The sequence below is a fragment of the Streptomyces sp. NBC_01276 genome (assembly GCF_041435355.1).
In the GTDB taxonomy this organism is placed as follows: Bacteria; Actinomycetota; Actinomycetes; order Streptomycetales; family Streptomycetaceae; genus Streptomyces.
Genome location: NZ_CP108442.1, coordinates 6,728,969 through 6,750,189, shown reverse-complemented (window position 1 = coordinate 6,750,189; position 21,221 = coordinate 6,728,969). Strand labels below are relative to the sequence as shown.

Sequence of the window (21,221 nt, the reverse complement as noted above, 5' to 3'; positions counted from 1 at the left end):
ACGTCGGCTCGCGCCACCGGCCCGAAGTGGGCCCGCGCGTACGGTGGTCCGGATCTCCCGGAGGGCCACCCCGCCCCGTCGGGGGCGGCCCCGACAGGAGGCTGGGCGACTACGGTGATGACGTAGGGGGCTCCCTCGTACGAAGATGGCCGCATGTCAGAGACCCTCCACAGCGACAGCGCAGCCCGTCTGCCCCGTCAGGTCGCCGACGCCTACGTCGACGACCTCATCGCCATCGACCCGATCACGGGCACCTACCTCGGTGTCGCCGCCAGCTCCGGCAGGCTGCCGGACTACTCCCCCGCCGGCCGCGCCGCCGCCGCCGAGCTGTCGCGCACCACCCTCGCCCGGCTGGACGCCGCCGAGCGGCTGCCCGGCGCCGACACGGACGTCGAGCGGCGCTGCGCCCGCCTGCTGCGCGAGCGGCTGAACGCCGAACTCGCGGTCCACGAGGCCGACGAGGACCTGCGCGCCGTCAGCAACATCCACTCCCCCGCGCACTCGGTCCGCGAGATCTTCACCGTGACCCCGGCGGACACCGAAGAGGACTGGGCCGCCATCGCCGAGCGGCTGCGCGCCGTGCCGGCGAGCTACGCCGGCTACCGCGAGAGCCTCGCCCTCGGCCTGGAGCGCGGGCTGTACGGCAGCCCGCGCCCCGCGGCCACCTTCGTCGAGCAGCTCACCACCTGGGCCGGCGAGGGCGCGGACGGGACCGGGGACTTCTTCGGCACGTTCGCCGCCGCCGGACCGGAGTCCCTGCGCGCGGAGCTGGACGAGGCCGCCGCCGCCGCGACCGCGGCCGTCGCCGAACTGCGCGACTGGATGCGCGACGTGTACGCCCCGGCCGTCGCGGACGCCCCCGACCCGGTGGGCCGCGAGCGCTACGCCCGCTGGTCGCGCTACTTCAACGGCACCGACCTGGACCTGGACGAGGCGTACGCCTACGGCTGGTCGGAGTACCACCGGCTGCTCGCGGAGATGAAGGAGGAGGCCGCCAAGATCCTGCCCGGCGAGCCGAACCCGTGGGACGCGCTGCGGCACCTGGACGAGCACGGCACCCACATCGACGGCGTCGACGAGGTCCGCGCCTGGCTGCAGGGTCTGATGGACGAGGCGATCGAGAACCTCGACGGCACCCACTTCGAACTCGCCGAGCGGGTCAAGCGCGTCGAGTCGATGATCGCCCCGGCGGGCGGCGCGGCGGCGCCGTACTACACCAACCCGTCGGAGGACTTCTCCCGTCCGGGCCGCACCTGGCTGCCGACCATGGGGCAGACCCGCTTCCCCGTGTACGACCTGGTCTCCACCTGGTACCACGAGGGCGTGCCGGGCCACCACCTGCAGCTCGCGCAGTGGACCCACGTGGCCGACCAGCTGTCGCGCTACCAGGCGAGCGTGGGCCTGGTCAGCGCGAACGCCGAGGGCTGGGCGCTGTACGCGGAGCGCCTGATGGACGAGCTGGGCTACCTCAAGGACGCCGAGCAGCGCCTGGGCTACCTGGACTGCCAGATGATGCGCGCCGCGCGGGTGATCGTGGACATCGGCATGCACCTGGGGCTGGACATCCCGGCGGACTCCCCGTTCCACCCGGGCGAGCGGTGGACGGTCGGGCTGGCGCAGGAGTTCTTCGGCCTGCACAGCGGCCGGCCGGCGGAGTTCATCGAGAGCGAGCTGACCCGCTACCTGTCGATGCCCGGACAGGCGATCGGCTACAAGCTGGGCGAGCGCGCCTGGCTGCTGGGCCGGGACAACGCCCGTGCCGCGCACGGGGAGTCCTTCGACCTCAAGGCGTGGCACATGGCCGCGCTGTCGCAGGGCTCGCTGGGCCTGGACGACCTGGTGGACGAGCTCTCGAAGCTCTGACCCCGCGGGCCGCAACCGCGACGGGCCGCCCGTTCCCCCGGGGGATCGGGCGGCCCGTCGCCGTGCGGACGGCCGTGTCCGCGCCGCGGTTCAGCAGCCGCAGTCGTCCGAGTCGGTGGGGGCGGTCAGCGGGTCGGCCCCGGCGCGCCGCTCGGTGCCCTGCCAGGTCTCGACCTCGAAGCCCTCGCGGATCCAGTACTCGATGCCACCGAGCATCTCCTTGACCTGGAAGCCCAGTTCGGCCAGGGCCAGGGCGGAACGGGTGCCGCCGTTGCACCCGGGGCCCCAGCAGTACGTCACCACGGGCAGGTTCCGGTCGAGGAGCCGCTCGGCCTGCTCCGGGATCAGGGCGGTGGGCAGGTGGATCGCACCGGGCACGTGGGCCTGGTCCCAGGAGGGGGTGGAGCGCGAGTCGACCAGCTGGAAGCCCAGCTCGGCGCCCTGTTCGCGGTGGGCCTTGAAGGCGGTGGCGACGTCGGACACGTCCGCGTGGAAGGCCAGGCTCGCGGCGAAGTACGCGGCGGCGGCCGCCGGGCTCGCCGCGGGGACCCGGAGCACGGGGTTGACCGTGGCGGGGGAGGTGGCGGGGGCGGTGGCCGTGTCGGTGAGCTGCGCGTTCGTCGTCATGGCTGAAAATCTACGAACTGTCGATCAAGCCGGGAAGTGGATTTCCCCGGCCTTTCCCTTGTTCTCCCGGGGATTCCACTGCTAGACCTGCAAACATGACCGACTATTCCCCCGACGCCACCGACTGGCGGATCCTGGCGGCCCTCCAGCAGGACGGCCGCGCCAGCTTCACGGAGCTGGCCCGTACCGTCTCCATGTCCGCGAGCGCCGTCACCGAGCGCGTCCGCCGCCTGGAGGAGGCCGGGATCATCACCGGCTACACGGCCGTGGTCGACCACGAGAAGCTCGGCAAGACCATCCTGGCGCTGGTGCGGCTGCGCTATCCGCACGGGAACTACAAGCCGTTCCACGACTTCCTGGACGCCACCTCCGAGATCCTGGAGGCCCACCACGTGACCGGCGACGACTGCTTCGTCCTCAAGGTGGCCGCCCGCTCCATGGCGCACCTGGAGGAGGTCACGGGCCGGATCGCGGGACTGGGGCCGGTCACCACGAGCATCGTCTACTCGTCCCCGCTGTCCCGGCGACCGCTCAGTCCGTGACCCCCGCCGTGCGGTGGCGCACCACCGAGCCGCCGCGCTGCTTGACGATCTCCAGCTGGGCCTGGACCCGGGTGCGCAGGTCGCCCACGTGGCTGACGATGCCGACGCTGCGGTCCCGTTCGCGCAGCGAGTCCAGTACGTCCAGCACCTCGTCCAGCGCCTGGTCGTCGAGGCTGCCGAAGCCCTCGTCGATGAAGAGGGTGTCCAGGCGCATCCCGCCGGCCTCGTCGGTGACCACGTCGGCCAGGCCGAGGGCCAGGGCGAGGGAGGCGAAGAAGGTCTCGCCGCCCGAGAGGGTGGCGGTGTCGCGCTCGCTGCCGGTCCAGGCGTCCACCACGTGCAGACCCAGGCCGGAGCGCCCGCGTCCGCCCGCGCGGGCGTCGGAGTGGACGAGGGTGTAGCGCCCGCCGGACATGCGCAGCAGCCGGACCGTCGCGGCGGCGGCGACCTGCTCCAGCCGCGCGGCCAGGACGTACGCCTCCAGCCGCATCTTGCGTTCGTTGTCGGCGGAGGTTCCCGCGGTGAGCCCGGCGAGGCGGGCCACGCGCTCGTACGCCTCGCGCAGCGGGCCCAGGGCGCGCAGCTCGTGCTCGGCCTGGCGGGAGAGCCGGTCCAGTTCGGCGCAGCGCACGCGGGCGGCGTCGACGGCCGAGGCCGCGGCCCGCAGCCGGGCCGCGGCGCGCTCCTCGGCGGCCTCCGCGGTGTGCGGGTCGGCCGGGGGCAGGCCGGCGGTGCCGGCGGTGTCCCCTTCGGCGGCCCGCTCGGCGAGCATCGCCTCCTCGGCCTGCCAGGTGTCCGTCCGGTGCTGGAGGGCGGTGCGCTCGTACTCCGGCAGGACCGCGTCGGCCGCCGCCTCGACGGTGTCGAACCCGGCCTTGAAGGCGGCGTCGGCCAGCTGGTCGTCGGCTTCCTTCAGCCGTGCGGCGGTGACTTCGGCCCGGCGCAGCGAGGCGGCGGCGCCGGTGACCATCCGGATCCGGTCCTCCAGGGTGCGGGCGCGGGCGGCGACGCTGGGCGAGTCGCCCCGTACGAGGACCAGTTCGGCTTCCAGGGAGGCCCGTTCCCGGTCGAGGGCCTCGCGCCGGGAGGCCCTGGCCGCGGCCCGGCGCTCGGCGTCGAGCCGGTCCGAACTGCGCGCGTCGTGCTCCCGCTCGGCGCGGGCGAGGCGCTCGCGGGCGGTGTGCAGTGCGGCGGCGTCCGCGTGGGCGGCGGCATGACGGGCGCTCAGGTCGGCGGTGAGGGCGAGGAGTTCCGCGGTGCCGGACGCTCCGGCCGCGGAGGCGGCCTCGGCCTCGGCCTCGCGCACGGCGGCGAGCCGGCTTTCGACGGCGGCCCTGCGCTCCTCGGCCGTCTCGAAGCGGACGTGGGCGGCGTCCTCGGCGGCCCGGTCGACGTGCCCGGGGGCCGGCCGGGCGGGCGCGGGGTGCTCCGCCGACCCGCACACGGCGCAGGGCTCGCCGGCGGTGAGGGCCGCGGCCAGTTCGGCGGCGATGCCGCGCAGCCGGGCCTCCTTGAGCTCCAGCCAGCGCTCGCGGGCCGCGGACGACTCCTCGCGCGCGGAGAGCAGTTCGCCGCGGACGGCTTCGGCGTCGGCGGCGAGGGCGTCCCGCCGCCGGGCGGCCGTCAGCTGCATCCGGGCGGGCTCCAGACGCCCCGCGAGTTGCTCGGCCAGCGTGGCGGCCTGCTGCGCGGCGTCGACCCGGTCCTGCAGGGCGGTCCGGGTGGCGTCCCAGCGGGCGAGCCAGTCGGCGGACTCCTGGTGCTGCTCCTCGGCGTCGCGTGACTCCCGCTCCAGGGTGGCGCGCTCACGGCCGATCTGGGCACTGCGCTGTTCCGCCCGCTGGGCGGCGCCGACCGCGCCGAGGTCCTCGCGCAGCCGCTGCTCGACGGTGGCCAGCTGCTCGGTGCCGGCTTCGGCGAGGGCCGGCGGGAGGGCGGCACGGGCGAGGCTCTCGGCGTGCGCGGCGGTGAGGTGGGCCGCGCCGGCGGCTCCGCGCAGCTCCAGGGCGGGGGCCACGAGGGCGCCGCGGCGGGCCCGGTCCAGGAGGTCCCGTACCCGCTCGCGCTCGGGACCGGCGGCCCGGAGCAGGGCGGCCCGGCGGGCGGTCTCGGCGTGGCGGCGCTGGAGCCGGTCGAGCTCCCGGGCCTCTTCGGCGGCGCGCCGCGCCGCGTGGTGGCGTCCCTCGACGGCGGCGAGCGCGTACTCGGCGACGGTGAGCCGTTCCCGGGCGGAGCAGCGGGCGACGGCCGCCCAGGCCCGGACGGCCCCCGCGAGGCCGGGGTCGCCCGGCTGGAGCGCGGGCAGCGGCCAGGCCCGCAGGTCGCCGCAGTCGCCGGCGGCCTGGGCGAGCCGCTGGGCGGCGGCGAGCACCTTCTCGTCCCCGGCCCGCACCTTGGCCTCGGCGGCCCGGCGGCGGTCGGCGAGGAGGGTCTCGACGGCGGCGAAGCGGCGGGTGTCGAAGAGCCGTCCGAGCAGCCGGCCGCGGGCTTCGGCGCCGGCCCGCAGGAACTGGGCGAACTCCCCCTGCGGCAACAGCACCACCTGGCAGAACTGCTCGCGGCTCATGCCGAGGAGCTGTTCGATCTCCTCGGCGATCTCCGGGTGGGAGCGGCTCAGGGCCGCCCAGCCCTCCCCGGTGTGCTCGCGCAGCAGGCTCTGTGCCTTGTCCTTGGTGGTGCCGGAGCCGCGCTTCTTGGGGCGGTCCTGCTCTGGGCGCCGGGAGATCTCCAGGCGGCGCCCGCCCACGGTGAGTTCGAGGGTGACCTCGGTGGGGGTGTCGGGGGCGGCGTGGTCGCTGCGCAGGGTGGTGCCGGGGGCCTGGCGGGAGCCGGGCACGGATCCGTAGAGGGCGTAGCAGACGGCGTCGAGGACGGAGGTCTTCCCCGCGCCGGTGGGTCCGTGCAGCAGGAAGATCCCGGCGCCGGAGAGTGCGTCGAAGTCGATCCGCTGGGGTTCGGCGAAGGGGCCGAAGGCGGTCACTTCGAGCCGGTGCAGCCTCATCGGGCGCTCCCCTGACGGTGCTCCGCGCGGTCCTCGCGGGAGGTCTGGACGCGCACCTCGTCGAAGGCGGCGCGCAGCACGGTCCGCTCGGCCTCGTCGGCGCCGCCCCCGCCGCGCACGTGGGCCACGAAGTCCTCGGCGATCTCCTGGTCGCTGCGGCCCTTCAGGCGCTGGGCGTAGGAGGCCCCGCCGTCCTCCTCGCGGCCTTCGGGGTCGAAGGCGAGGCTGAGGGTGTGGGGGAAGCGGGTGGCGAGCCGGGCCATCGGGTCCTCGGGGCGGACCGGGTCGGTGAGGGTGGCCTCGACCCAGCTGTCCTCGCGGGCGGCCAGCGCGGGATCGGCGAGGAGGTCCTCCAGGCGGCCGCGCAGCCGGGCGAGCGGGCGCGGGACCGGGGTGTCGATCCGCTCGGCGGTGACCTCCCCGGCCGGGCCGAGCTCGACCAGCCACATGGTCTTGCGGTGGTCGGCCTCGGAGAAGGAGTAGGCCAGCGGGGAACCGGAGTAGCGGACCCGTTCGTTGATCGCCTGGCAGCCGTGGAGGTGGCCGAGGGCGGCGTAGTCGATCCCGTCGAAGACGGCGGCGGGCACGGCCTCGACCCCGCCGACGGCGATGTCCCGCTCGCTGTCGCTGGCCTGCCCGCCGGTGACGAAGGCGTGGGCGAGGACCACGGAGCGGGTGCCCGCGGCCCGGCCGGCGAGGTCGGCCCGGATCCGGTCCATGGCCGCGCCCAGCACCGCCTCGTGACTGACCTTCGGCGCGCCGAACTCGTCCTTGACCAGGGCCGGTTCCAGGTACGGCAGCCCGTAGAGGGCCACGTCACCGTGTACGTCGGCCAGCACCACGGGGTCGGCGCAGCCGGCCGGGTCGGTCCTGAGGTGGATCCCGGCCCGCCCGATCAGCCCGGCGCCGACCCCGAGGCGGCGGGCGGAGTCGTGGTTCCCGGAGATCATCACCGTCGGCACGCCGAGGTCGGCGAGCCGGTGCAGCGCCCGGTCGTAGAGCTCGACGGCGGGCAGCGGTGGAACGGCCCGGTCGTAGACGTCCCCGGAGACGAGGACGGCGTCGACCCGGTGCTCGCGGACCGTCTCGACGAGGTGGTCGACGAAGGCGGCCTGGGCGCCGAGCAGGTTCACGCGGTGGAAGGACCGGCCCAGGTGCCAGTCGGAGGTGTGCAGGAACTTCACTCGACCGCTCCGACCCGCACGCTTGCTCTCCTCGTGTCTCCACGCCCGACCGGTCGGCACCGGCCTGCCCGCGGCCGGGCCGGGGCCTCGCCGACGGGCCCCGCACCGACCCTCCAGGCTAACCCCTTCCGCACCCCGCTCCCCCGTCCGTTACGGGATCATGGCGGCGGCACGAAAGGTCTGTGGCCGAACTCCCCCCACGGCGCCGGGCACTTGTCCGGCGCCCCGGCCGCTGGCTAGCTTCGCCGCATGCCGCTCACCCGACCCGTCCGCGTCCGTCCCGCGCTGCTCGCCGCGGGCTCCGCTGCGCTCCTGGCCCTGACCGCCGCCGTCCCCTCGGCCGCCGCGCCGGCGCCCCCGCTCGCGGCGGGGACGGGGTCGGTGGTGCTCGACTGGTACGACACCACCGCCCGGACCGTCGCGGCCACGGCCGCTCCCACGCAGATCACCGACAACCGCACCTGGGCGATCGGCTGGATCGCGGCCGCGCGCGCCGCCCGGGAGGCCCCCGCGGGCCCGGCCCGGGGCCGCTTCCAGGACGCCGCCGTCGCCTCCGCGGTGCACGGCGTGCTGATCGGCCTCGCCCCGTCCCGCCGTGCCGATCTCGACGCGGCCCTGGCCGCCACCCTGGGCCGGATCCCGGACGGCTCCGCCGAGCAAGGGGGCGTGGCGGCGGGTGCCCGGCAGGCCGCGGCCGTGCTGGCCGCCCGCGCGGGGGACGGCCTCGACCCGGCCTCGGTGAACGCGCCGTTCCCGGTGCCGCCCGCCGCGCCGGGGGTCTGGCAGCCCACGCCCGACGCGTACGCGCCCGCCGCCCAGTACGGCAACCGCCTGGCGAAGCCCTTCCTGCTGGAGCGCGCCGACCAGTTCCGGCTGGGGCCGCCGCCCGCGCTGGACTCCCGCCGCTACCGGACCGACCTCGCCGAGGTACGTGCGTACGGAGCCGCCGACAGCGCCGTGCGCACGCCCCGCCAGACCGAGACGGCGAACTTCTGGTACGCCTCCTCCCAGGTCCTCTACACCGAACCGCTGCGGGTGGCCGTGGCCCGTTCGCACGGCTCGACCGCCGAGCGGGCGGAGCTGCTCGCGCTGTTCCACGCCGCGTCCGTCGACACCCAGATCGCCACCTCCGACAGCAAGTACACGTACGTACGGTGGCGGCCGGTCACCGCGATCCGGACCGGGGACATCGGCACCGACCCGGCGTGGACCCCGCTGCACCGGACGCCGGCCCACCCCGACTACCCGAGCGGCCACGCCACGTACGCGGGTGCCGCGCAGGCGGTGCTGGACGGGCTGGCCGGGCCGGTGACCACCCCGTTCGGGATGACCAGCCCGACGGCGCCGGGCGTGCGGCGCACCTACACCGGGTGGCGGCAGCTGACCCGGGACAACGTCGACGCCCGGGTGTACTCGGGGATCCACAGCCGCAGCGCCGACGAGGCGGGCGTCCGGCTCGGCGAGGCCGTCGGGCGGTACGCGCTACGGCACGCCGACCGGCTGTACGGCACGCTCTGACGGCACTCCGCAGGCCGACGGGCCCGGTGGCGGATATGACAGGCGGACCCGACAACCCGGCCGGCGGATCCGGCCGGCGGGACCGGTCCCCGCGGGTCCGGTCAGCCCTCCGCGTAGGCCTCTCCGCCGAGCTCGAAGCCCGCGGTTCCGGCGGTGACGTCGGCGAGCCAGGCCCGGAAGGCCTCGACCTCCGCCTCGGGGAGGCCGATCTCGATCGAGACGGCCTCGCCGTAGCGCACGTCCAGCACCGCCCGCCCGGTGGAGCGCAGGTCGTTCTGGGTCTTCCCGGCCCTCTGGTGGTCGACGGTGACGGTGGCCAGCCGGTAGCGGTGCCGGGTGACGGTCCCGAGGGCGTCCAGGGCTTCCCCGACGACCCCTCCGTAGGCCCGGATGAGCCCGCCGGCGCCGAGCTTCACGCCGCCGTAGTAGCGGGTGACCACGGCCACCGCGTACCGGATGTCGCGCCGGGTCAGCATCTGCAGCATGGGCACCCCGGCGGTCCCGCCGGGTTCCCCGTCGTCGCTGGCCTTCTGCACGGAGGCGTCGGCGCCGATCACGTAGGCGTAGCAGTTGTGCGTGGCGGTGGGGTGCTCCTTGCGGACGCGCGCGACGAACTCCTGCGCCTCCTGCTCCGTCGCCGCGGGCGCGAGCGAGCACAGGAACCGCGAGCGGTTGATCTCGGACTCGTGCGTTCCCTCTCGGGCCACCGTCACGTACTGGTCTGCCTTCACCGCTCCACCCTAATCCGTGGTCCGCAGGGGGCCCGCGAGGTCCACGGGAATCGCGCGGGCGTCCCCCTCGTTGTGCCGGGGAGAGCAGAGCGGTCCGGAGCAACAGGAGGCGGCGCGCGTGTACGGCGACCCGGCGACCATTCGCAAGATCCTCACCGAACTCGGTGACACATGGGCCGTGGTGGGCCTGTCCAACAACCAGGACCGGGCGGCCTACGGGGTGGCGCGCGTGCTGCAGCGGTTCGGGAAGCGGGTCGTTCCCGTGCACCCGAAGGCGGAGACGGTGCACGGGGAGCCGGGGTACCCGTCGCTCGCGGCGATCCCCTTCGAGGTGGACGTGGTGGACGTCTTCGTGAACAGCGCGCTGGCCGGCGCGGTCGCCGACGAGGCGGTGGCGGTGGGCGCCGGGGCCGTCTGGTTCCAGCTGGACGTGATCGACGAGGAGGCCTACGCCCGCACCCGCGGGGCGGGCCTGGAGATGGTCATGGACCGCTGCCCCGCGATCGAGATCCCGGTGCTCTAGCCGGTCCGTCGAGCCCGTCGCCCGGCCCCGCCGCGCGCCGTCAGTGGGCGCCCGCCACCCCCTGGACCGGCGGGATCGACACCGCCATGGTCATCTCCATCGGCCCGGGGCCCTCGTTGCGGTAGGCGTGCGGCACGTTCGCCTCGAAGGAGACGGCTCCGCCCGCCGGGACCACGTACCGGCCGTCGGCGATCTCCAGGGTGAGTTCCCCGGCCGTCACGTGCAGCATCTCGAAGGTGCCCGACGGGTGGGGGTCGGAGGCCGTGCCGTCCCCGGCCTCCAGCCGGTAGATCCACATCTCCACGGGTCCGCGCCGGTCGTCGCCGAGCAGCATGCGCGCCTCGCTGCCCGTCCCGCTGGACCACATCCGCACCCCCTGCCCCGGCTCCACCACGTGCACCTGCGGGCTGCGCTCGTGGTCGAGGAGGGTGGTGATGCTGACCCCGAGGGCGTCGGCCAGTTTGACCGTGGTGCCCACGCTGGGATTCGTACGGGCCTGTTCGATCTGGATGATCATGCCGCGGCTCACCCCCGCGCGGGCCGCCAGCGCGTCGAGGGTGAATCCGCGCTCGCCGCGCCACCGCTTGAGGTTCCGGGCGAGCGCCTGGGTGAGCTGTTCGAGGTCCGACACCATTCCGTCCAATATTTTGGATGACACAGTTCAATAGACTGAACTAACCTGCGGTGTATTCGATGCTGCACTCCACCGTTCACCGCACTGTACTGCGAGGTCCTGCCATGACCGCCCTGTTCGCCCTGGCCACAGCCGTGCTGTGGGGCCTCGCCGACTTCGGCGGCGGGCTGCTGACCCGCCGCATACCGGCGCTGACGGTGGTCGTGGTCTCGCAGATCGCCGCCGTCGCCGTGCTCGGGGGGATCGTGATCGGCACCGGCGCCTGGCGGGAGGCCGGACCGCAGCTGTGGTTCGCGGTGGCCGCCGGTCTCGTCGGCCCGGCCGCCATGCTCAGCTTCTACAAGGCGCTGGCCCTGGGCCCGATGGGCGTGGTCTCGCCGCTCGGCTCCGTCGGCGTGGTCGTACCGGTGGGGGTGGGTCTGGCCCTCGGCGAGCGGCCCGGACCGGGGCAGTTCGCGGGCATCGCCGTGGCCGTGGCCGGCATCGTCCTCGCGGGCGGCCCCGAGCTGCGCGGCGCCCCCGTACAGCGGCAGGCCGTCGTGCTCACCCTGCTCGCCGCCTTCGGCTTCGGCGCCGTCATGGCCCTGATCGCGCACGCCTCCACCACCCTGACCGGCCTGTTCCTGGCCCTCTTCGTCCAGCGGGTCACCAACGTGGCCGTCGGCGGCGCCGTCCTGTGGGTGCAGGTCGGGCGGGGCACCCCGGCCCTGCCCGCCGGTACCGGGCCGCGCGTGCTGTGGAGCCTGCTGCCCGCCCTGGCCTTCGTCGGCCTGGCGGACGTCGCGGCCAACGGCACGTACTCCATCGCCGCCCAGAACGGCCCGGTCACCGTGGCCGCCGTACTGTCCTCGCTCTACCCGGTGGTCACCGCGTTCGCCGCGTTCGCCGTGCTCAAGGAACGGCTGCGCAGCGTGCAGGCGGCCGGGGCCGGACTGGCCCTCGCGGGCACGGTCCTGCTCGCCGCGGGCTGAGCCCGGGCGAGCGGGAGCGGCTCAGGACTGCTCGGCCTCCGCCAGCCGCGCCAGTCCGCGCAACTGCTCCGGCGTCATCCCGTCCGGGATCGGCACCGGCGCGGGGGTGCGCAGCGGCGGCTGCCAGCCCGTATCGGGCTCCCACCGGCGCACGATCCGGGCGGGCGCCCCCGCCACCACCGCGTGGTCGGGCACCTCGCCCCGTACGACGGCACCCGCGGCCACCACCACGTTGCGGCCCAGCCGGGCCCCGGGGAGGATCACCGCGCCGGTGCCCAGCCAGCAGCCTGGTCCGATCTCGACCGGCGCGCTGCGCGGCCACTGTTTGCCGACCGGCTCGTGCGGGTCGTCGTAGCTGTGGTTGGTGGAGGTGATGTACACCCCCGGCCCGCAGAAGGTGTCGTCGCCGATGCTGATGCGGGTGTCGGCGATGACGTGGCTGCCGCGTCCGAGCACGACGCCGTTGCCCAGCACCAGCATCGGTTCGGGCCCGAGATCGAGGTCGGGCATCATCCCGGCGGTCAGGGTCACCTGCTCGGCGATGATGCAGTGCTCGCCGAGCCGGATCCAGCGCTCCCCGAAGACGGTGCCCTGGGGGAAGGCCAGTCGGGTGCCGTCGCCGATCGCGCCGAAGCGCAGCCGTCCGGGGTGCTGCGCGGTGACCGCGCCCGCCTGCTGCATCCAGCGCCAGCCCGCGTGCACCACGCGGCCGGCGACCCGTCGGCGCAGGGCCGTCAGCGATGAGAACGTGTTCTGGTTCTTCGGCACCCGGCCACGGTAGTGCGCCCCGCGCCGGGCCGCCGGACCGCGTTCCTGTGATCTTCACCCCATCGCGGGGCCGCGGCGGCGCGTGCCCTACGGTGCCGGTAGCGCGGCATACGGAAACAGAGGGAAATGACCATGACGCAACAGCCGAACCAGGGCCGGGCAGGACTCATCGCGGGCGTCGGCGACCGGCGCCCGTCCGTGGACCCGACGGCCTTCACCGCTCCGACCTCCGTCGTGGTCGGCGACGTGACCCTGGCCGCCGGCGCGAGCGTCTGGTACTCGGCGGTGCTGCGCGCCGACTGCGGCCCGATCACGCTCGGCGCGGACAGCAACGTGCAGGACAACTGCACGCTCCACGTGGACCCCGGCTTCCCGGTGTCCATCGGCGAGCGCGTCTCCATCGGGCACAACGCCGTCGTGCACGGCTGCACCGTGGAGGACGACTGCCTCATCGGGATGGGCGCGACGGTCCTGAACGGGGCCGTCATCGGCGCCGGTTCACTGGTCGCGGCGCAGGCGCTGGTCCCGCAGGGGATGCTCGTCCCGCCCGGCTCGCTCGTCGCGGGGGTGCCCGCCAAGGTGCGGCGGGAGCTCACCGAGGAGGAGCGCGAGGGGATCAAGGTCAACGCCGCGATGTACACGGAGCTGGCGAAGCAGCACCGCGCCTCGGTGACCCCGGACGCCTGAGCCCTGCCCGGTCCGGTCCCCACCGGGGCCGGGCCGGCCTCAGTCGGAGGTCGCCGCCGCGGCGGCCGTCGCCGCCGCCGGCTCCGCCTCGTGGACCTCGGCGGCGGCCTTCTTCATGCGGAAGCGCACCACCAGCGTCACGGCGAGCCCGAACAGCAGGGCCACCACCAGCGCCAGCCAGGAGAACCGCTTGAGCCACGGCTCGGCGACGATGCCGACGGTGTAGATGACGGCGGTCGTACCGCCCGCCCACAGGATGCCGCCGAGGACGTTCGCGATCAGGAACCGCCAGTACGGCATGCGCAGGACGCCCGCGAGGGGCCCGGCGAAGATCCGCAGCAGGGCGACGAACCGGCCGAAGAAGACGGCCCACATGCCCCACTTGTCGAAGGAGCGCTCCGCGAGGGCCACGTGGGCGGGCCCGAAGTGCTTGGGGAAGCGCCGTCCGAGCCGTTCCAGCAACGGCTTGCCGCCCCGGCGCCCGATCGCGTAGCCGATGGAGTCGCCGATGATCGCCCCCGCGACCGCGCAGGCGCCGAGGACCACGGGGTCGATGTGCCCCTGCTGCGAGGCCAGCAGGGCCGCGCTGACCAGGATGATCTCCCCGGGCAGCGGGATGCCGAGGCTCTCCAGTCCGATGACCAGGCCCACCAGGAGGTAGACACTGATCGCCGGAATCGTCTCCAGCCATTCCTGGATGTGCACCGGTACGTCCTCCCGAGTCCTCGGCGGCGCGCCCCCGTGACACGCCGAACGGGCAGCCTATCCGCTCCCCGCGACAGCCCCGGGCCGCGAGGGAGGTTCACGGGAGGAACGACCGGCGAACACCGCGCGACGGCCGGAACCCGTGGCGCCCGGCGGTCTGCCCGTCGGCCGTGCACCGCGGGGCGGGGCTCCGTACGGGCGGTCGGACGTCACGCCGGCGTTCCTCCGGCAGGCGGCCGCGGGGGGCGGCACGGCCTCTCGGGGCGTCAGGCCCGGAAAGCCGTCGGGGCCGCACGGCGCCCGGAGGCGGCCGTACGGCCCCGGTCGGCGGGCCCGGCAAGGCGGGCCCCGCCGTCACGCGTTGGGGCGCAGGGTCCAGACGACGGTCATCTCGCCGGTGACGGCCTCGTCCTCGCGCTGGATGGCGATGGTGACGGGGAACTCCGGGCGGCCGCCCGCGTCCAGTTCGGCCACGACGTCGGCGGCCGGGCGGCCGAGGGTGGCGGTGGCGGTCACGACGCCCTTGGCGAGCTTCTTGTAGCCGATCTCCGCGCGGACGGCCAGCGGCACGGCGCGCGAGAGCTGGTCGCCGAAGGCGGCCAGGACGATGGCGCCGCTCGCGGACTCGGCGAGGGTGAACATGGCGCCGGCGTGCGGGCCGCCGACGTGGTTGTGGAAGGCGGGCTGGTCGGGCAGCCGCACGACCGCGCGCTCGGGGGTCGTCTCGATGAATTCGAGGTTGAGGGTGCCCGCCATCGGCACGGTCTGGGCGAGCAGTTCGCCCACGTTCATCTGGTCTGCGCTCATGGAACGCGATGTTACCCGTGAGTAGACAGGGTTGACCAGACCCGACCAGGGGGCGGCCGTGGCTCCTCGCGCCCCCTCCCACTATCGTTACCGGCCATGTGGCCAGGACAGCAGCAGCCGCCCGGGGGCGAACACAACCCTCAGGACGCGCAACAGAACCCGTACCAGCAGCAGCCGGGACAGCCGAACCCGTACCAGCAGCCGCAGCAGCCGCAGCAGCAGCCGGGATTCGGACAGCAGCAGCCCGGCTACGGGTACCCGCAGGCCGGATACCAGACGCCGCCCCCCACCCAGCCGTGGGGCCAGCAGGCTCCCCCGCCGCCGTCCCCGCCCTCCGGCGGCGGCAAGCTCTCCACCCGGACCGTGGCCATCGTCGCGGCCTCGGCGGTCGTGGTGGCCGCGGCCGGCACCGCGGCCTTCGTCCTGACCCGGGACGACAAGAAGGAAGACCGGGCCGACGACAAGCCGACCACCGCCACCTCCGCCCCGGTGGTGCCCACCCCCAGCGCCCCGTCGGGCAACCCGCGCTCCGGCGGCGGCGCGCCCCAGCCGGTGATCCCGGGCTGGAAGGTGGTCGTCAACACGAAGTACGGGGCCGCCTACGACGTGCCCCCCGAGTGGGACGTCCCCGAGTCGGGCTCGATCCTCTTCTTCGACGACGAGGTCAAGAAGGACGGTTCGCCGGTCATCACCATGAGCGGCACCTCCTCCTTCAAGCGCGAGTGGTGCACGGTCGACACGGACAAGAACGGCAGCCTGGAGAAGTTCTCGCTCGCCGACACCGGCATCAAGGGCGGCCAGGGCGCCAAGGACACGGCCCAGGTCGCGACCGACAACACCGGCTCCTGGGTGTGGGCGGGCTACGCCCAGAAGGAACCCAAGGGAACGGTCAAGGTGACCGACCCCAAGGAGTACACGACCTCCTCCGGGCTCAAGGGCCACATGGTGATCGCCACCGCGCCCAACGTGAAGAAGGAGCACAAGTGCTCCACCGACGGCAAGGCGGTCGGCTTCGGCTTCAAGAACGCGGCCGGTGACTTCGCCAGCTTCGTGCTGGTCGGCCCGGCGGGCGTGAAGGACGAGGTCCAGGCCGACGTCTACGACAAGATCCTCAGTTCCATCCGGCTCACCTCGAACTGATCCCCCGCGGCCCGGCGCCGGGCCGGCGATCCAGCCGTAATCGGTTTGGAGTCCCGGCCCGGGCAGGGGATAGTCCGTGGGTGAGACCTGCCCCCACCGCCACCCCCCACGGCCTGCCGCGCCGCCGGCCCGAATGGGCCGGCCGCAACTACACGCTGCTGACCGGCGCCGCCGTCATCACCAACCTCGGCAGCCACGGAGCGCTCGTCGCAGCCGCCTTCGCGGTCCTCGGAGCCGGCGGTTCCGGAGGGGACGTCGGCCTCGTCGCCGCCGCCCGTACGCTCCCCCTCGTCCTCTTCCTCCTCGTGGGCGGCGCGCTCGCCGACCGGCTGCCGCGGCACCGGGTGATGGTCGCGGCGAACGCGCTGAACTGCCTCTCGCAGGCCGCCTTCGCCTTCCTGGTGCTCGCCGGGGACCCCCGGCTGTGGCAGATGATGCTGCTCACCGCGCTGTGCGGCACCGGTACGGCCTTCTTCAACCCGGCCGCGGAGGGGATGCTCCTCTCCAGCGTGTCGGGCGAGCACTCCAACCGCGCCTTCGCCTTCTTCCGGATGGCGATGAACGGCGCCGGCATCGGCGGAGCGGCCCTCGGCGGCGCCATGATCGCGGCGATCGGGCCGGGCTGGGTGCTGGCCGTGGACGCGGCGGCCTTCGCGCTCGCCGGTCTCCTGCGCGCCTTCCTCGACGTGAGCCACGTCGCCCGACGGGCCCCCGGCGGCGGCCTGCTGGCCGACCTGCGCGAGGGCTGGGTGGAGGTGCGGACCCGCCCCTGGCTGTGGAGCATCGTGCTCCAGTTCTCCGTGGTCGTCGCCGTCGTCGGCGCCGCCGAGGCGGTCTACGGACCCCTCGTGGCCCGCGACCGACTGGGCGGGCCGGCCCCCTGGGGCATGGCCCTGGCCTGCTTCGGCGCGGGCACCATCGCCGGGGCGCTGCTGATGATGACGTGGAAGCCGCGCCGCCTGCTCCTGGTCGGCACCCTGTGCGTGTTCCCGCTGGCGCTGCCCTCGGCGGCGCTGGCCGTACCGCTGCCCGTGTGGGGGCTGTGCGCGGTGATGTTCGTCAGCGGCACCGCCATCGAGGTGTTCGGCGTGAACTGGATGACCACCATGCACCAGGAGATACCGGAGGAGAAGTTCTCCCGGGTCTCGGCCTACGACTGGTTCGGCTCGGTCTCCATGCTCCCCCTGGCCACCGCCCTGGCCGGACCCGCCGAGACCGCCTTCGGCCGGACCGCGGCCCTGTGGGGCTGCGCGGCACTGGTGGTCGCCGGCACCGCGGCGGTGCTGTTCGTGCCCGACGTCCGCCGGCTGACCCGCAAGCCCCCGCCCGTACGCTCCCCTGCCCCAGCTCCCGCGGCCCCGGCTCCCGCCGCCCCGGACCCCGCGCGCGGCGGCGCCGCCGGAGTCTCCTGAGACAGCAGCCGGGCCGGGGCCGGGGAACGAGGTGCTCTGCCGGCCGGGCTCAGCCGAGGCTGAACGCCCCCTCCGGCGGCTCCGGCGAGGCCACCGCGTCGGCGTCCGCCACCGTCGCCGCCCCGCGCACGAAGCGGGCCAGCGCCTCCCCGTGCTCCACCCGGGCCGGGAAGGCGTCCCCGGCGCACCGCCGGGCGAGGCCGGCCAGCGGAAGGGCGCCGTCCGAGGCCAGCAGCACCGCGTTGCCGAAGCGCCGGCCCCGCAGCACGCCCGGCTCCGCGATCAGGGCCAGCTCCCCGAAGACGGCCCCGAAGTTCGCCAGCTGGGACCGCAGGAAGCCGAACGGCGCCCCGTCCGCCAGGTTCGCCGCGTACAGCCCCCCGGGCCGCAGCACCCGGGCGGCCTCCCGCGCGTACTCCACCGAGGTGAGCTGGGCCGGCACCCGGGAGCCCCCGAACACGTCGGCGACGATCACGTCCGCGCTCCGGGGCGGGGCGGTGGCCAGCCAGCCCCGGGCGTCGGCGGCGTGCACGGTCACGTCCGCCCCGGCGGGCAGCGGCAGGTGTTCGGCGACCAGGTCCACCAGGCCGGCGTCGAACTCCACCACCGTCTGCCGGGACCCGGGCCGGGACCCGGCGGCGTAGCGCGGCAGGGTCAGGGCGCCGCCGCCCAGGTGCAGCAGGTCCAGGGCGTCCCCCGGCTCCGCCGCGCAGTCGAGCACGTGCGCGAGGCGGCGTACGTACTCGAACTCCAGGTGTCCGGGCTCGTCGAGGTCGACGTACGACTGCGGGGCCCCGTCCACGGTGAGCAGCCAGGCCCGCTCCCGGTCCACGTCCGGCATCAGCTTGGCGGTGCCCTGGCCCACTTCCCGGATCACCGGGATCTGTTCGTCGCTCACCCCATCATTGTCAGGCCCCCGCCGGACCCTCCCAGACCTCCCGGGCCGCGTCCACGTGGGCGGCGGCCTGAACCAGTCCGGCCCGCGCCGCCGGGTCCCGGCGGGCGGGGTCGAGCACGTTGCGACCGAAGGCCTTGCGGGCCTCGGGCGACGGGGTGATCAGCAGCACCCGGGCTCCGTCGGCCCGCAACCGCGCGGCCTGTGCGGACGGGGCGGGGACCTTTCCGGAGCCCAGGGCGATCGGGGCGATGACCACCACGCGGCGGTATCCGGCGGCGAGGTCGGCGTTGGTGGCGGAGCGGACCCCGCCGTCGACGAACCGGCGCCCGCCGATCGTCACCGGCGGCCACACCCCGGGTACGGCGCAGCTCGCCGAGACCGCTTCCACCAGCCCCGCGTCCCCGTCCCGCTCGAAGGCGGCGAGCTCCCCGCTCAGCGCGTCGACGGCGGTGACGACGAGGCGCCGCTCGGGCCACTCGTGGGAGACCAGGCGGGCTTCCAGCACCGCGCGCCGCTCCGCCTCGTCGGTGGTGTCGGCGGCGAGCGCCATCGCGCCGACCCTCTTGCGGTAGCCGACCGCGTCGCGCGAGCGGGCCATGGCCACGGCGTACCGGGCGATGACGCCCGCCCCGATCCGGGCGGCGACCTCCCCGGTGGTGTCGCCGAGCTGGCGCTCGTACAGCTCCTGCGGGGTGAGCAGCCCGGAGGCGAGCTGAGCGCCGACCACCGAGCCCGCCGAGGTGCCGACGACGAGGTCGGCGCGGGAGAGGTCCACTCCGGCGCGGGCGAGCCCGTAGAGGATCCCGGTCTCCCATCCGATGCCGGTGAGTCCTCCGCCGCCGAGCACCAGTGCCGTGTCGCCGCCCATCGCCGCCCCGCCCCTCTCCCGTCCGCGCGCGCGTCGGTGTGCGCACGCGTACGCACACCGTGTGGTGACGGCAGTCTGGCGCAGGGCCACCGCCGTCACCACACCGGGTCGGCCGACCCGCGTCAGCCGACGCGCGTCACCGTGCCCGCGCCCACCGTGCGGCCGCCCTCGCGGATCGCGAAGCCGAGGCCGGACTCCAGCGGGACGTCCCGCCCCAGTTCGACGGTCATGGTGACCGTCTCCCCGGGCCGGGCCACACCGGCCGCGCCCAGGTCCACGTCGCCGACGACGTCGGCGGTGCGGACGTAGAACTGCGGCCGGTACCCGGAGGCGATCGCCGTGCTGCGTCCGCCCTCGCGGGCCGAGAGCACGTAGACCTGCGCGGTGAAGCGCCGGCCGGGCGTCACGCTGCCGGGCGCGGCGATCACGTGACCGCGGCGCACGCCGTCGCGGTGCACGCCGCGCAGCAGCAGGGCGACGTTGTCCCCCGCCTCGGCGGACTCCATCGGCTTGCCGAAGGTCTCCAGCCCGGTCACCACCGTCTCGACCGGCTCGCCGTCGCCGCCGAGCACGCTCACCCGGTCGCCGGTGCGGACGGTGCCGCGCTCGACGGCCCCGGTGACGACGGTGCCGCGGCCGGTGATGGTGAGGACGTTCTCCACGGAGAGCAGGAACGGCGCGTCGGTGTACCGCACGGGCATCGGCACGTACGTGTCCACCGCGTCCAGCAGCGCCTCCACCGCACCGGTCCACCGCGGGTCGCCCTCCAGCGCGCCGAGCCCCGAGACCCGTACGACCGGCGCCGCGTCACCGCCGTAGCCGTGCGCGGTGAGCAGCTCGCGGACCTCCAGCTCGACCAGGTCGGTCAGCTCGGGGTCCCCGGCGTCGGCCTTGTTGAGCGCGACCACGATGTGGTCGACCCCGACCTGGCGGGCGAGCAGGACGTGCTCGGCCGTCTGGGGCATGACCCCGTCGAGGGCGGAGACGACGAGGATCGCCCCGTCCAGCTGGGCCGCGCCCGTGACCATGTTCTTGATGTAGTCGGCGTGGCCGGGCATGTCGACGTGGGCGTAGTGGCGGGTGTCGGTCTCGTACTCGACGTGCGTGAGGTTGATGGTGATCCCGCGCCGGGCCTCCTCCGGGGCCCGGTCGATGCGCTCGAACGGGACGTAGGAGGCGCCGCCGCGCTCGGCGAGGACCTTGGTGATGGCGGCGGTGAGGGTGGTCTTGCCGTGGTCGACGTGACCCATGGTGCCGATGTTGAGGTGCGGCTTGGTGCGGGTGAAGGCCGTCTTGGCCATGGTTTCTTTCCCGTGTTCGAAGCGTGGACGGGACCCCTGGAGCGAGCCGACCCTCCCCCTGCGGGGTCCGCCGGACGATCCGGGAAGGGTCAGCTTCGTGCGCCGTCGAATGCGGCGAAGGGTGCCGCCGCGAAGGCTTCGGCGAGGAAGCCCGCTGCGGGGAAGGAATCCGAGGCAGCCTTCGGCGCGTCCGCGACTGCGGACGGCGCTGCGGGGAAGGCGTACCGGAACATGTCCCCGATCCTGCCGGAGCGGACCGGGGGCGTCGAATGAATTTCCCTGTGCCGGGAGCCCGTTCGGACCGGAGGCGCCGCCGGGCCTACAGGTTCTTCAGGGCCTCGCGCACCGACAGCGGTGCGAGCAGGGCCCTTTGGTCCGCGACGAAGGCCCGGACGGCCTCCGGGTCCGTCTTGGCGTACTCGCGCAGGGCCCAGCCGATGGCCTTGCGGACGAAGAAGTCCGGATGGCCGGCCCGGCGGTGGCAGTACGCGAACAGCCGCTCGGCGTCGGTGGCGGACTTGTACGCGAGCTGGTGCAGGAGGGCGGTGCGCACGAGCCAGATGTCGTCGTCCCCGATCCAGGCGTCCATCACGGCGGCCGGCCGGGGGTCCGCCGCCACCAGCGGGCCGACCGTGTGCGCGGCGAGCAGGTCCACGGTGTCCCACCAGGACCCGGTGACGAGCAGGTGCCGCACCACGGGCAGGAAGTCCGAGGAGCAGCGGGAGACGTGGCGGCGCAGGTAGTCCACCGCGAAGTACCGGTACTCACGTTCCGCGAGCTCCCAGCAACGCAGCGCGAGCGCCGCGCAGTCCGTCTCCGTGGGCGGCGGAGTGTCCTTCGTCACGGTGCGGGACAGCGCGCGGCGCTCGGGGGTGCGGATGCCGAGGAAGGGGGAGACGTCCTTCATGTACGCGGCCATCGGCCCTGCCCGCTCGGGATCCGCGGCGGCTCCGTAGGCGGTGGTGAGCCGCTCCAGGAGGACGTCCGCGAGGGCGCTGTGCGGGATTCCCGTGGGTCGCCGCGTGTTCGGCCGCATGAGGC

The 21,221-nt window shown here is 74.7% G+C and carries 20 protein-coding genes; 8 read left to right on the top strand and 12 right to left on the bottom strand.

What is annotated here, in order from left to right; translation table 11 throughout:
• Positions 1 to 153: 153 nt before the first annotated feature.
• Positions 154 to 1,863, top strand: a complete 1,710-nt coding sequence (locus OG295_RS30425) for a DUF885 domain-containing protein (protein ID WP_371679810.1) — start codon at positions 154 to 156, stop codon at positions 1,861 to 1,863.
• Between the two features lie 90 nt (positions 1,864 to 1,953).
• Here OG295_RS30425 and OG295_RS30420 read toward each other — a convergent pair whose 3' ends face one another.
• Positions 1,954 to 2,490: a rhodanese-like domain-containing protein gene (locus tag OG295_RS30420; protein WP_371679809.1), complete on the bottom strand. Its 537-nt coding sequence runs from the start codon at positions 2,488 to 2,490 to the stop codon at positions 1,954 to 1,956.
• Between the two features lie 95 nt (positions 2,491 to 2,585).
• On the opposite strand from OG295_RS30420, the gene OG295_RS30415 reads away from it, so the two are divergent.
• Positions 2,586 to 3,032 (top strand): Lrp/AsnC family transcriptional regulator, encoded by a 447-nt coding sequence (locus tag OG295_RS30415; protein WP_371679808.1) that lies wholly within the window; start codon positions 2,586 to 2,588, stop codon positions 3,030 to 3,032.
• On the opposite strand, the gene OG295_RS30410 is transcribed toward OG295_RS30415, so the two are convergent.
• Together OG295_RS30410 and OG295_RS30405 are read right to left on the bottom strand one after the other, a co-directional pair.
• Positions 3,022 to 6,033, bottom strand: coding sequence for an AAA family ATPase (locus OG295_RS30410; protein ID WP_371679807.1), 3,012 nt, complete (start codon positions 6,031 to 6,033; stop codon positions 3,022 to 3,024). The genes OG295_RS30415 and OG295_RS30410 overlap by 11 nt on opposite strands.
• Complete coding sequence (locus tag OG295_RS30405; protein WP_371679806.1) at positions 6,030 to 7,217, bottom strand: exonuclease SbcCD subunit D; 1,188 nt, start codon at positions 7,215 to 7,217, stop codon at positions 6,030 to 6,032. The genes OG295_RS30410 and OG295_RS30405 overlap by 4 nt, the downstream gene beginning before the upstream one ends.
• 249 nt (positions 7,218 to 7,466) lie before the next feature.
• Between OG295_RS30405 and OG295_RS30400 the strand changes: the two genes are divergently transcribed.
• Positions 7,467 to 8,735 (top strand): vanadium-dependent haloperoxidase, encoded by a 1,269-nt coding sequence (locus tag OG295_RS30400; RefSeq protein ID WP_371679804.1) that lies wholly within the window; start codon positions 7,467 to 7,469, stop codon positions 8,733 to 8,735.
• 101 nt (positions 8,736 to 8,836) lie between these two features.
• Here the strand turns inward: OG295_RS30400 and OG295_RS30395 are convergent, their stop codons facing one another.
• Positions 8,837 to 9,466 carry a YigZ family protein gene (locus tag OG295_RS30395; protein ID WP_371679803.1) on the bottom strand — a complete coding sequence of 210 codons (630 nt, stop codon included), beginning with the start codon at positions 9,464 to 9,466 and terminating at the stop codon, positions 8,837 to 8,839.
• Positions 9,467 to 9,584: 118 nt separating this feature from the next.
• Between OG295_RS30395 and OG295_RS30390 the strand changes: the two genes are divergently transcribed.
• The gene (locus OG295_RS30390; RefSeq protein ID WP_371679802.1) at positions 9,585 to 9,989 is read left to right on the top strand and encodes a CoA-binding protein; all 405 of its coding nucleotides are present in this window, start codon (positions 9,585 to 9,587) and stop codon (positions 9,987 to 9,989) included.
• A 40-nt stretch (positions 9,990 to 10,029) separates the two neighbouring features.
• Here the strand turns inward: OG295_RS30390 and OG295_RS30385 are convergent, their stop codons facing one another.
• Positions 10,030 to 10,620 carry a helix-turn-helix domain-containing protein gene (locus tag OG295_RS30385; RefSeq protein WP_371681354.1) on the bottom strand — a complete coding sequence of 197 codons (591 nt, stop codon included), beginning with the start codon at positions 10,618 to 10,620 and terminating at the stop codon, positions 10,030 to 10,032.
• A gap of 107 nt (positions 10,621 to 10,727) precedes the next feature.
• Here OG295_RS30385 and OG295_RS30380 point away from each other — a divergent pair, with 107 nt between their 5' ends.
• Complete coding sequence (locus tag OG295_RS30380; RefSeq protein WP_371679801.1) at positions 10,728 to 11,594, top strand: EamA family transporter; 867 nt, start codon at positions 10,728 to 10,730, stop codon at positions 11,592 to 11,594.
• A 21-nt stretch (positions 11,595 to 11,615) separates the two neighbouring features.
• Here OG295_RS30380 and OG295_RS30375 read toward each other — a convergent pair whose 3' ends face one another.
• A complete protein-coding gene (locus tag OG295_RS30375; protein WP_371679800.1) occupies positions 11,616 to 12,362 on the bottom strand; it encodes a DapH/DapD/GlmU-related protein in 747 nt (248 codons plus the stop codon).
• Between the two features lie 132 nt (positions 12,363 to 12,494).
• Between OG295_RS30375 and OG295_RS30370 the strand changes: the two genes are divergently transcribed.
• Positions 12,495 to 13,049 (top strand): gamma carbonic anhydrase family protein, encoded by a 555-nt coding sequence (locus tag OG295_RS30370; RefSeq protein WP_371679799.1) that lies wholly within the window; start codon positions 12,495 to 12,497, stop codon positions 13,047 to 13,049.
• Between the two features lie 39 nt (positions 13,050 to 13,088).
• Here OG295_RS30370 and OG295_RS30365 read toward each other — a convergent pair whose 3' ends face one another.
• Positions 13,089 to 13,754, bottom strand: a complete 666-nt coding sequence (locus OG295_RS30365; RefSeq protein ID WP_371679797.1) for a DedA family protein — start codon at positions 13,752 to 13,754, stop codon at positions 13,089 to 13,091.
• Between the two features lie 354 nt (positions 13,755 to 14,108).
• Positions 14,109 to 14,561, bottom strand: a complete 453-nt coding sequence (locus OG295_RS30360; RefSeq protein WP_078950544.1) for a DUF4442 domain-containing protein — start codon at positions 14,559 to 14,561, stop codon at positions 14,109 to 14,111.
• A gap of 96 nt (positions 14,562 to 14,657) precedes the next feature.
• Between OG295_RS30360 and OG295_RS30355 the strand changes: the two genes are divergently transcribed.
• Both OG295_RS30355 and OG295_RS30350 read left to right on the top strand, forming a co-directional pair.
• Positions 14,658 to 15,701, top strand: coding sequence for a hypothetical protein (locus tag OG295_RS30355; RefSeq protein ID WP_371679796.1), 1,044 nt, complete (start codon positions 14,658 to 14,660; stop codon positions 15,699 to 15,701).
• An 80-nt stretch (positions 15,702 to 15,781) separates the two neighbouring features.
• Entirely contained in the window at positions 15,782 to 17,113 is a 1,332-nt protein-coding gene (locus OG295_RS30350) for an MFS transporter (RefSeq protein ID WP_371679795.1), read from the top strand.
• Between the two features lie 49 nt (positions 17,114 to 17,162).
• On the opposite strand, the gene OG295_RS30345 is transcribed toward OG295_RS30350, so the two are convergent.
• The 4 genes from OG295_RS30345 to OG295_RS30330 all read right to left on the bottom strand — a co-directional run bounded on the left by OG295_RS30345 (position 17,163) and on the right by OG295_RS30330 (position 21,216).
• Positions 17,163 to 17,954, bottom strand: a complete 792-nt coding sequence (locus OG295_RS30345; protein ID WP_371681353.1) for a spermidine synthase — start codon at positions 17,952 to 17,954, stop codon at positions 17,163 to 17,165.
• 67 nt (positions 17,955 to 18,021) lie between these two features.
• Positions 18,022 to 18,879, bottom strand: coding sequence for a patatin-like phospholipase family protein (locus OG295_RS30340; RefSeq protein ID WP_371679794.1), 858 nt, complete (start codon positions 18,877 to 18,879; stop codon positions 18,022 to 18,024).
• 122 nt (positions 18,880 to 19,001) lie between these two features.
• The gene (tuf, locus tag OG295_RS30335) at positions 19,002 to 20,180 is read right to left on the bottom strand and encodes an elongation factor Tu (protein WP_371679793.1); all 1,179 of its coding nucleotides are present in this window, start codon (positions 20,178 to 20,180) and stop codon (positions 19,002 to 19,004) included.
• A 319-nt stretch (positions 20,181 to 20,499) separates the two neighbouring features.
• A complete protein-coding gene (locus OG295_RS30330; RefSeq protein ID WP_371679792.1) occupies positions 20,500 to 21,216 on the bottom strand; it encodes a DNA alkylation repair protein in 717 nt (238 codons plus the stop codon).
• Positions 21,217 to 21,221 lie beyond the last annotated feature (5 nt).

What these genes read in the sequence shown, in the direction of transcription:
- OG295_RS30425 (WP_371679810.1), top strand. Translation starts at nt 154, where the DNA reads ATGTCAGAGACCCTCCACAGCGACAGCGCAGCCCGTCTGCCCCGTCAG.
- OG295_RS30420 (WP_371679809.1), bottom strand. Translation starts at nt 2,490, where the DNA reads ATGACGACGAACGCGCAGCTCACCGACACGGCCACCGCCCCCGCCACC.
- OG295_RS30415 (WP_371679808.1), top strand. Translation starts at nt 2,586, where the DNA reads ATGACCGACTATTCCCCCGACGCCACCGACTGGCGGATCCTGGCGGCC.
- OG295_RS30410 (WP_371679807.1), bottom strand. Translation starts at nt 6,033, where the DNA reads ATGAGGCTGCACCGGCTCGAAGTGACCGCCTTCGGCCCCTTCGCCGAA.
- OG295_RS30400 (WP_371679804.1), top strand. Translation starts at nt 7,467, where the DNA reads ATGCCGCTCACCCGACCCGTCCGCGTCCGTCCCGCGCTGCTCGCCGCG.
- OG295_RS30380 (WP_371679801.1), top strand. Translation starts at nt 10,728, where the DNA reads ATGACCGCCCTGTTCGCCCTGGCCACAGCCGTGCTGTGGGGCCTCGCC.
- OG295_RS30370 (WP_371679799.1), top strand. Translation starts at nt 12,495, where the DNA reads ATGACGCAACAGCCGAACCAGGGCCGGGCAGGACTCATCGCGGGCGTC.
- OG295_RS30360 (WP_078950544.1), bottom strand. Translation starts at nt 14,561, where the DNA reads ATGAGCGCAGACCAGATGAACGTGGGCGAACTGCTCGCCCAGACCGTG.
- OG295_RS30355 (WP_371679796.1), top strand. Translation starts at nt 14,658, where the DNA reads ATGTGGCCAGGACAGCAGCAGCCGCCCGGGGGCGAACACAACCCTCAG.
- OG295_RS30345 (WP_371681353.1), bottom strand. Translation starts at nt 17,954, where the DNA reads ATGCCGGACGTGGACCGGGAGCGGGCCTGGCTGCTCACCGTGGACGGG.
- OG295_RS30340 (WP_371679794.1), bottom strand. Translation starts at nt 18,879, where the DNA reads ATGGGCGGCGACACGGCACTGGTGCTCGGCGGCGGAGGACTCACCGGC.
- tuf (WP_371679793.1), bottom strand. Translation starts at nt 20,180, where the DNA reads ATGGCCAAGACGGCCTTCACCCGCACCAAGCCGCACCTCAACATCGGC.
- OG295_RS30330 (WP_371679792.1), bottom strand. Translation starts at nt 21,216, where the DNA reads ATGCGGCCGAACACGCGGCGACCCACGGGAATCCCGCACAGCGCCCTC.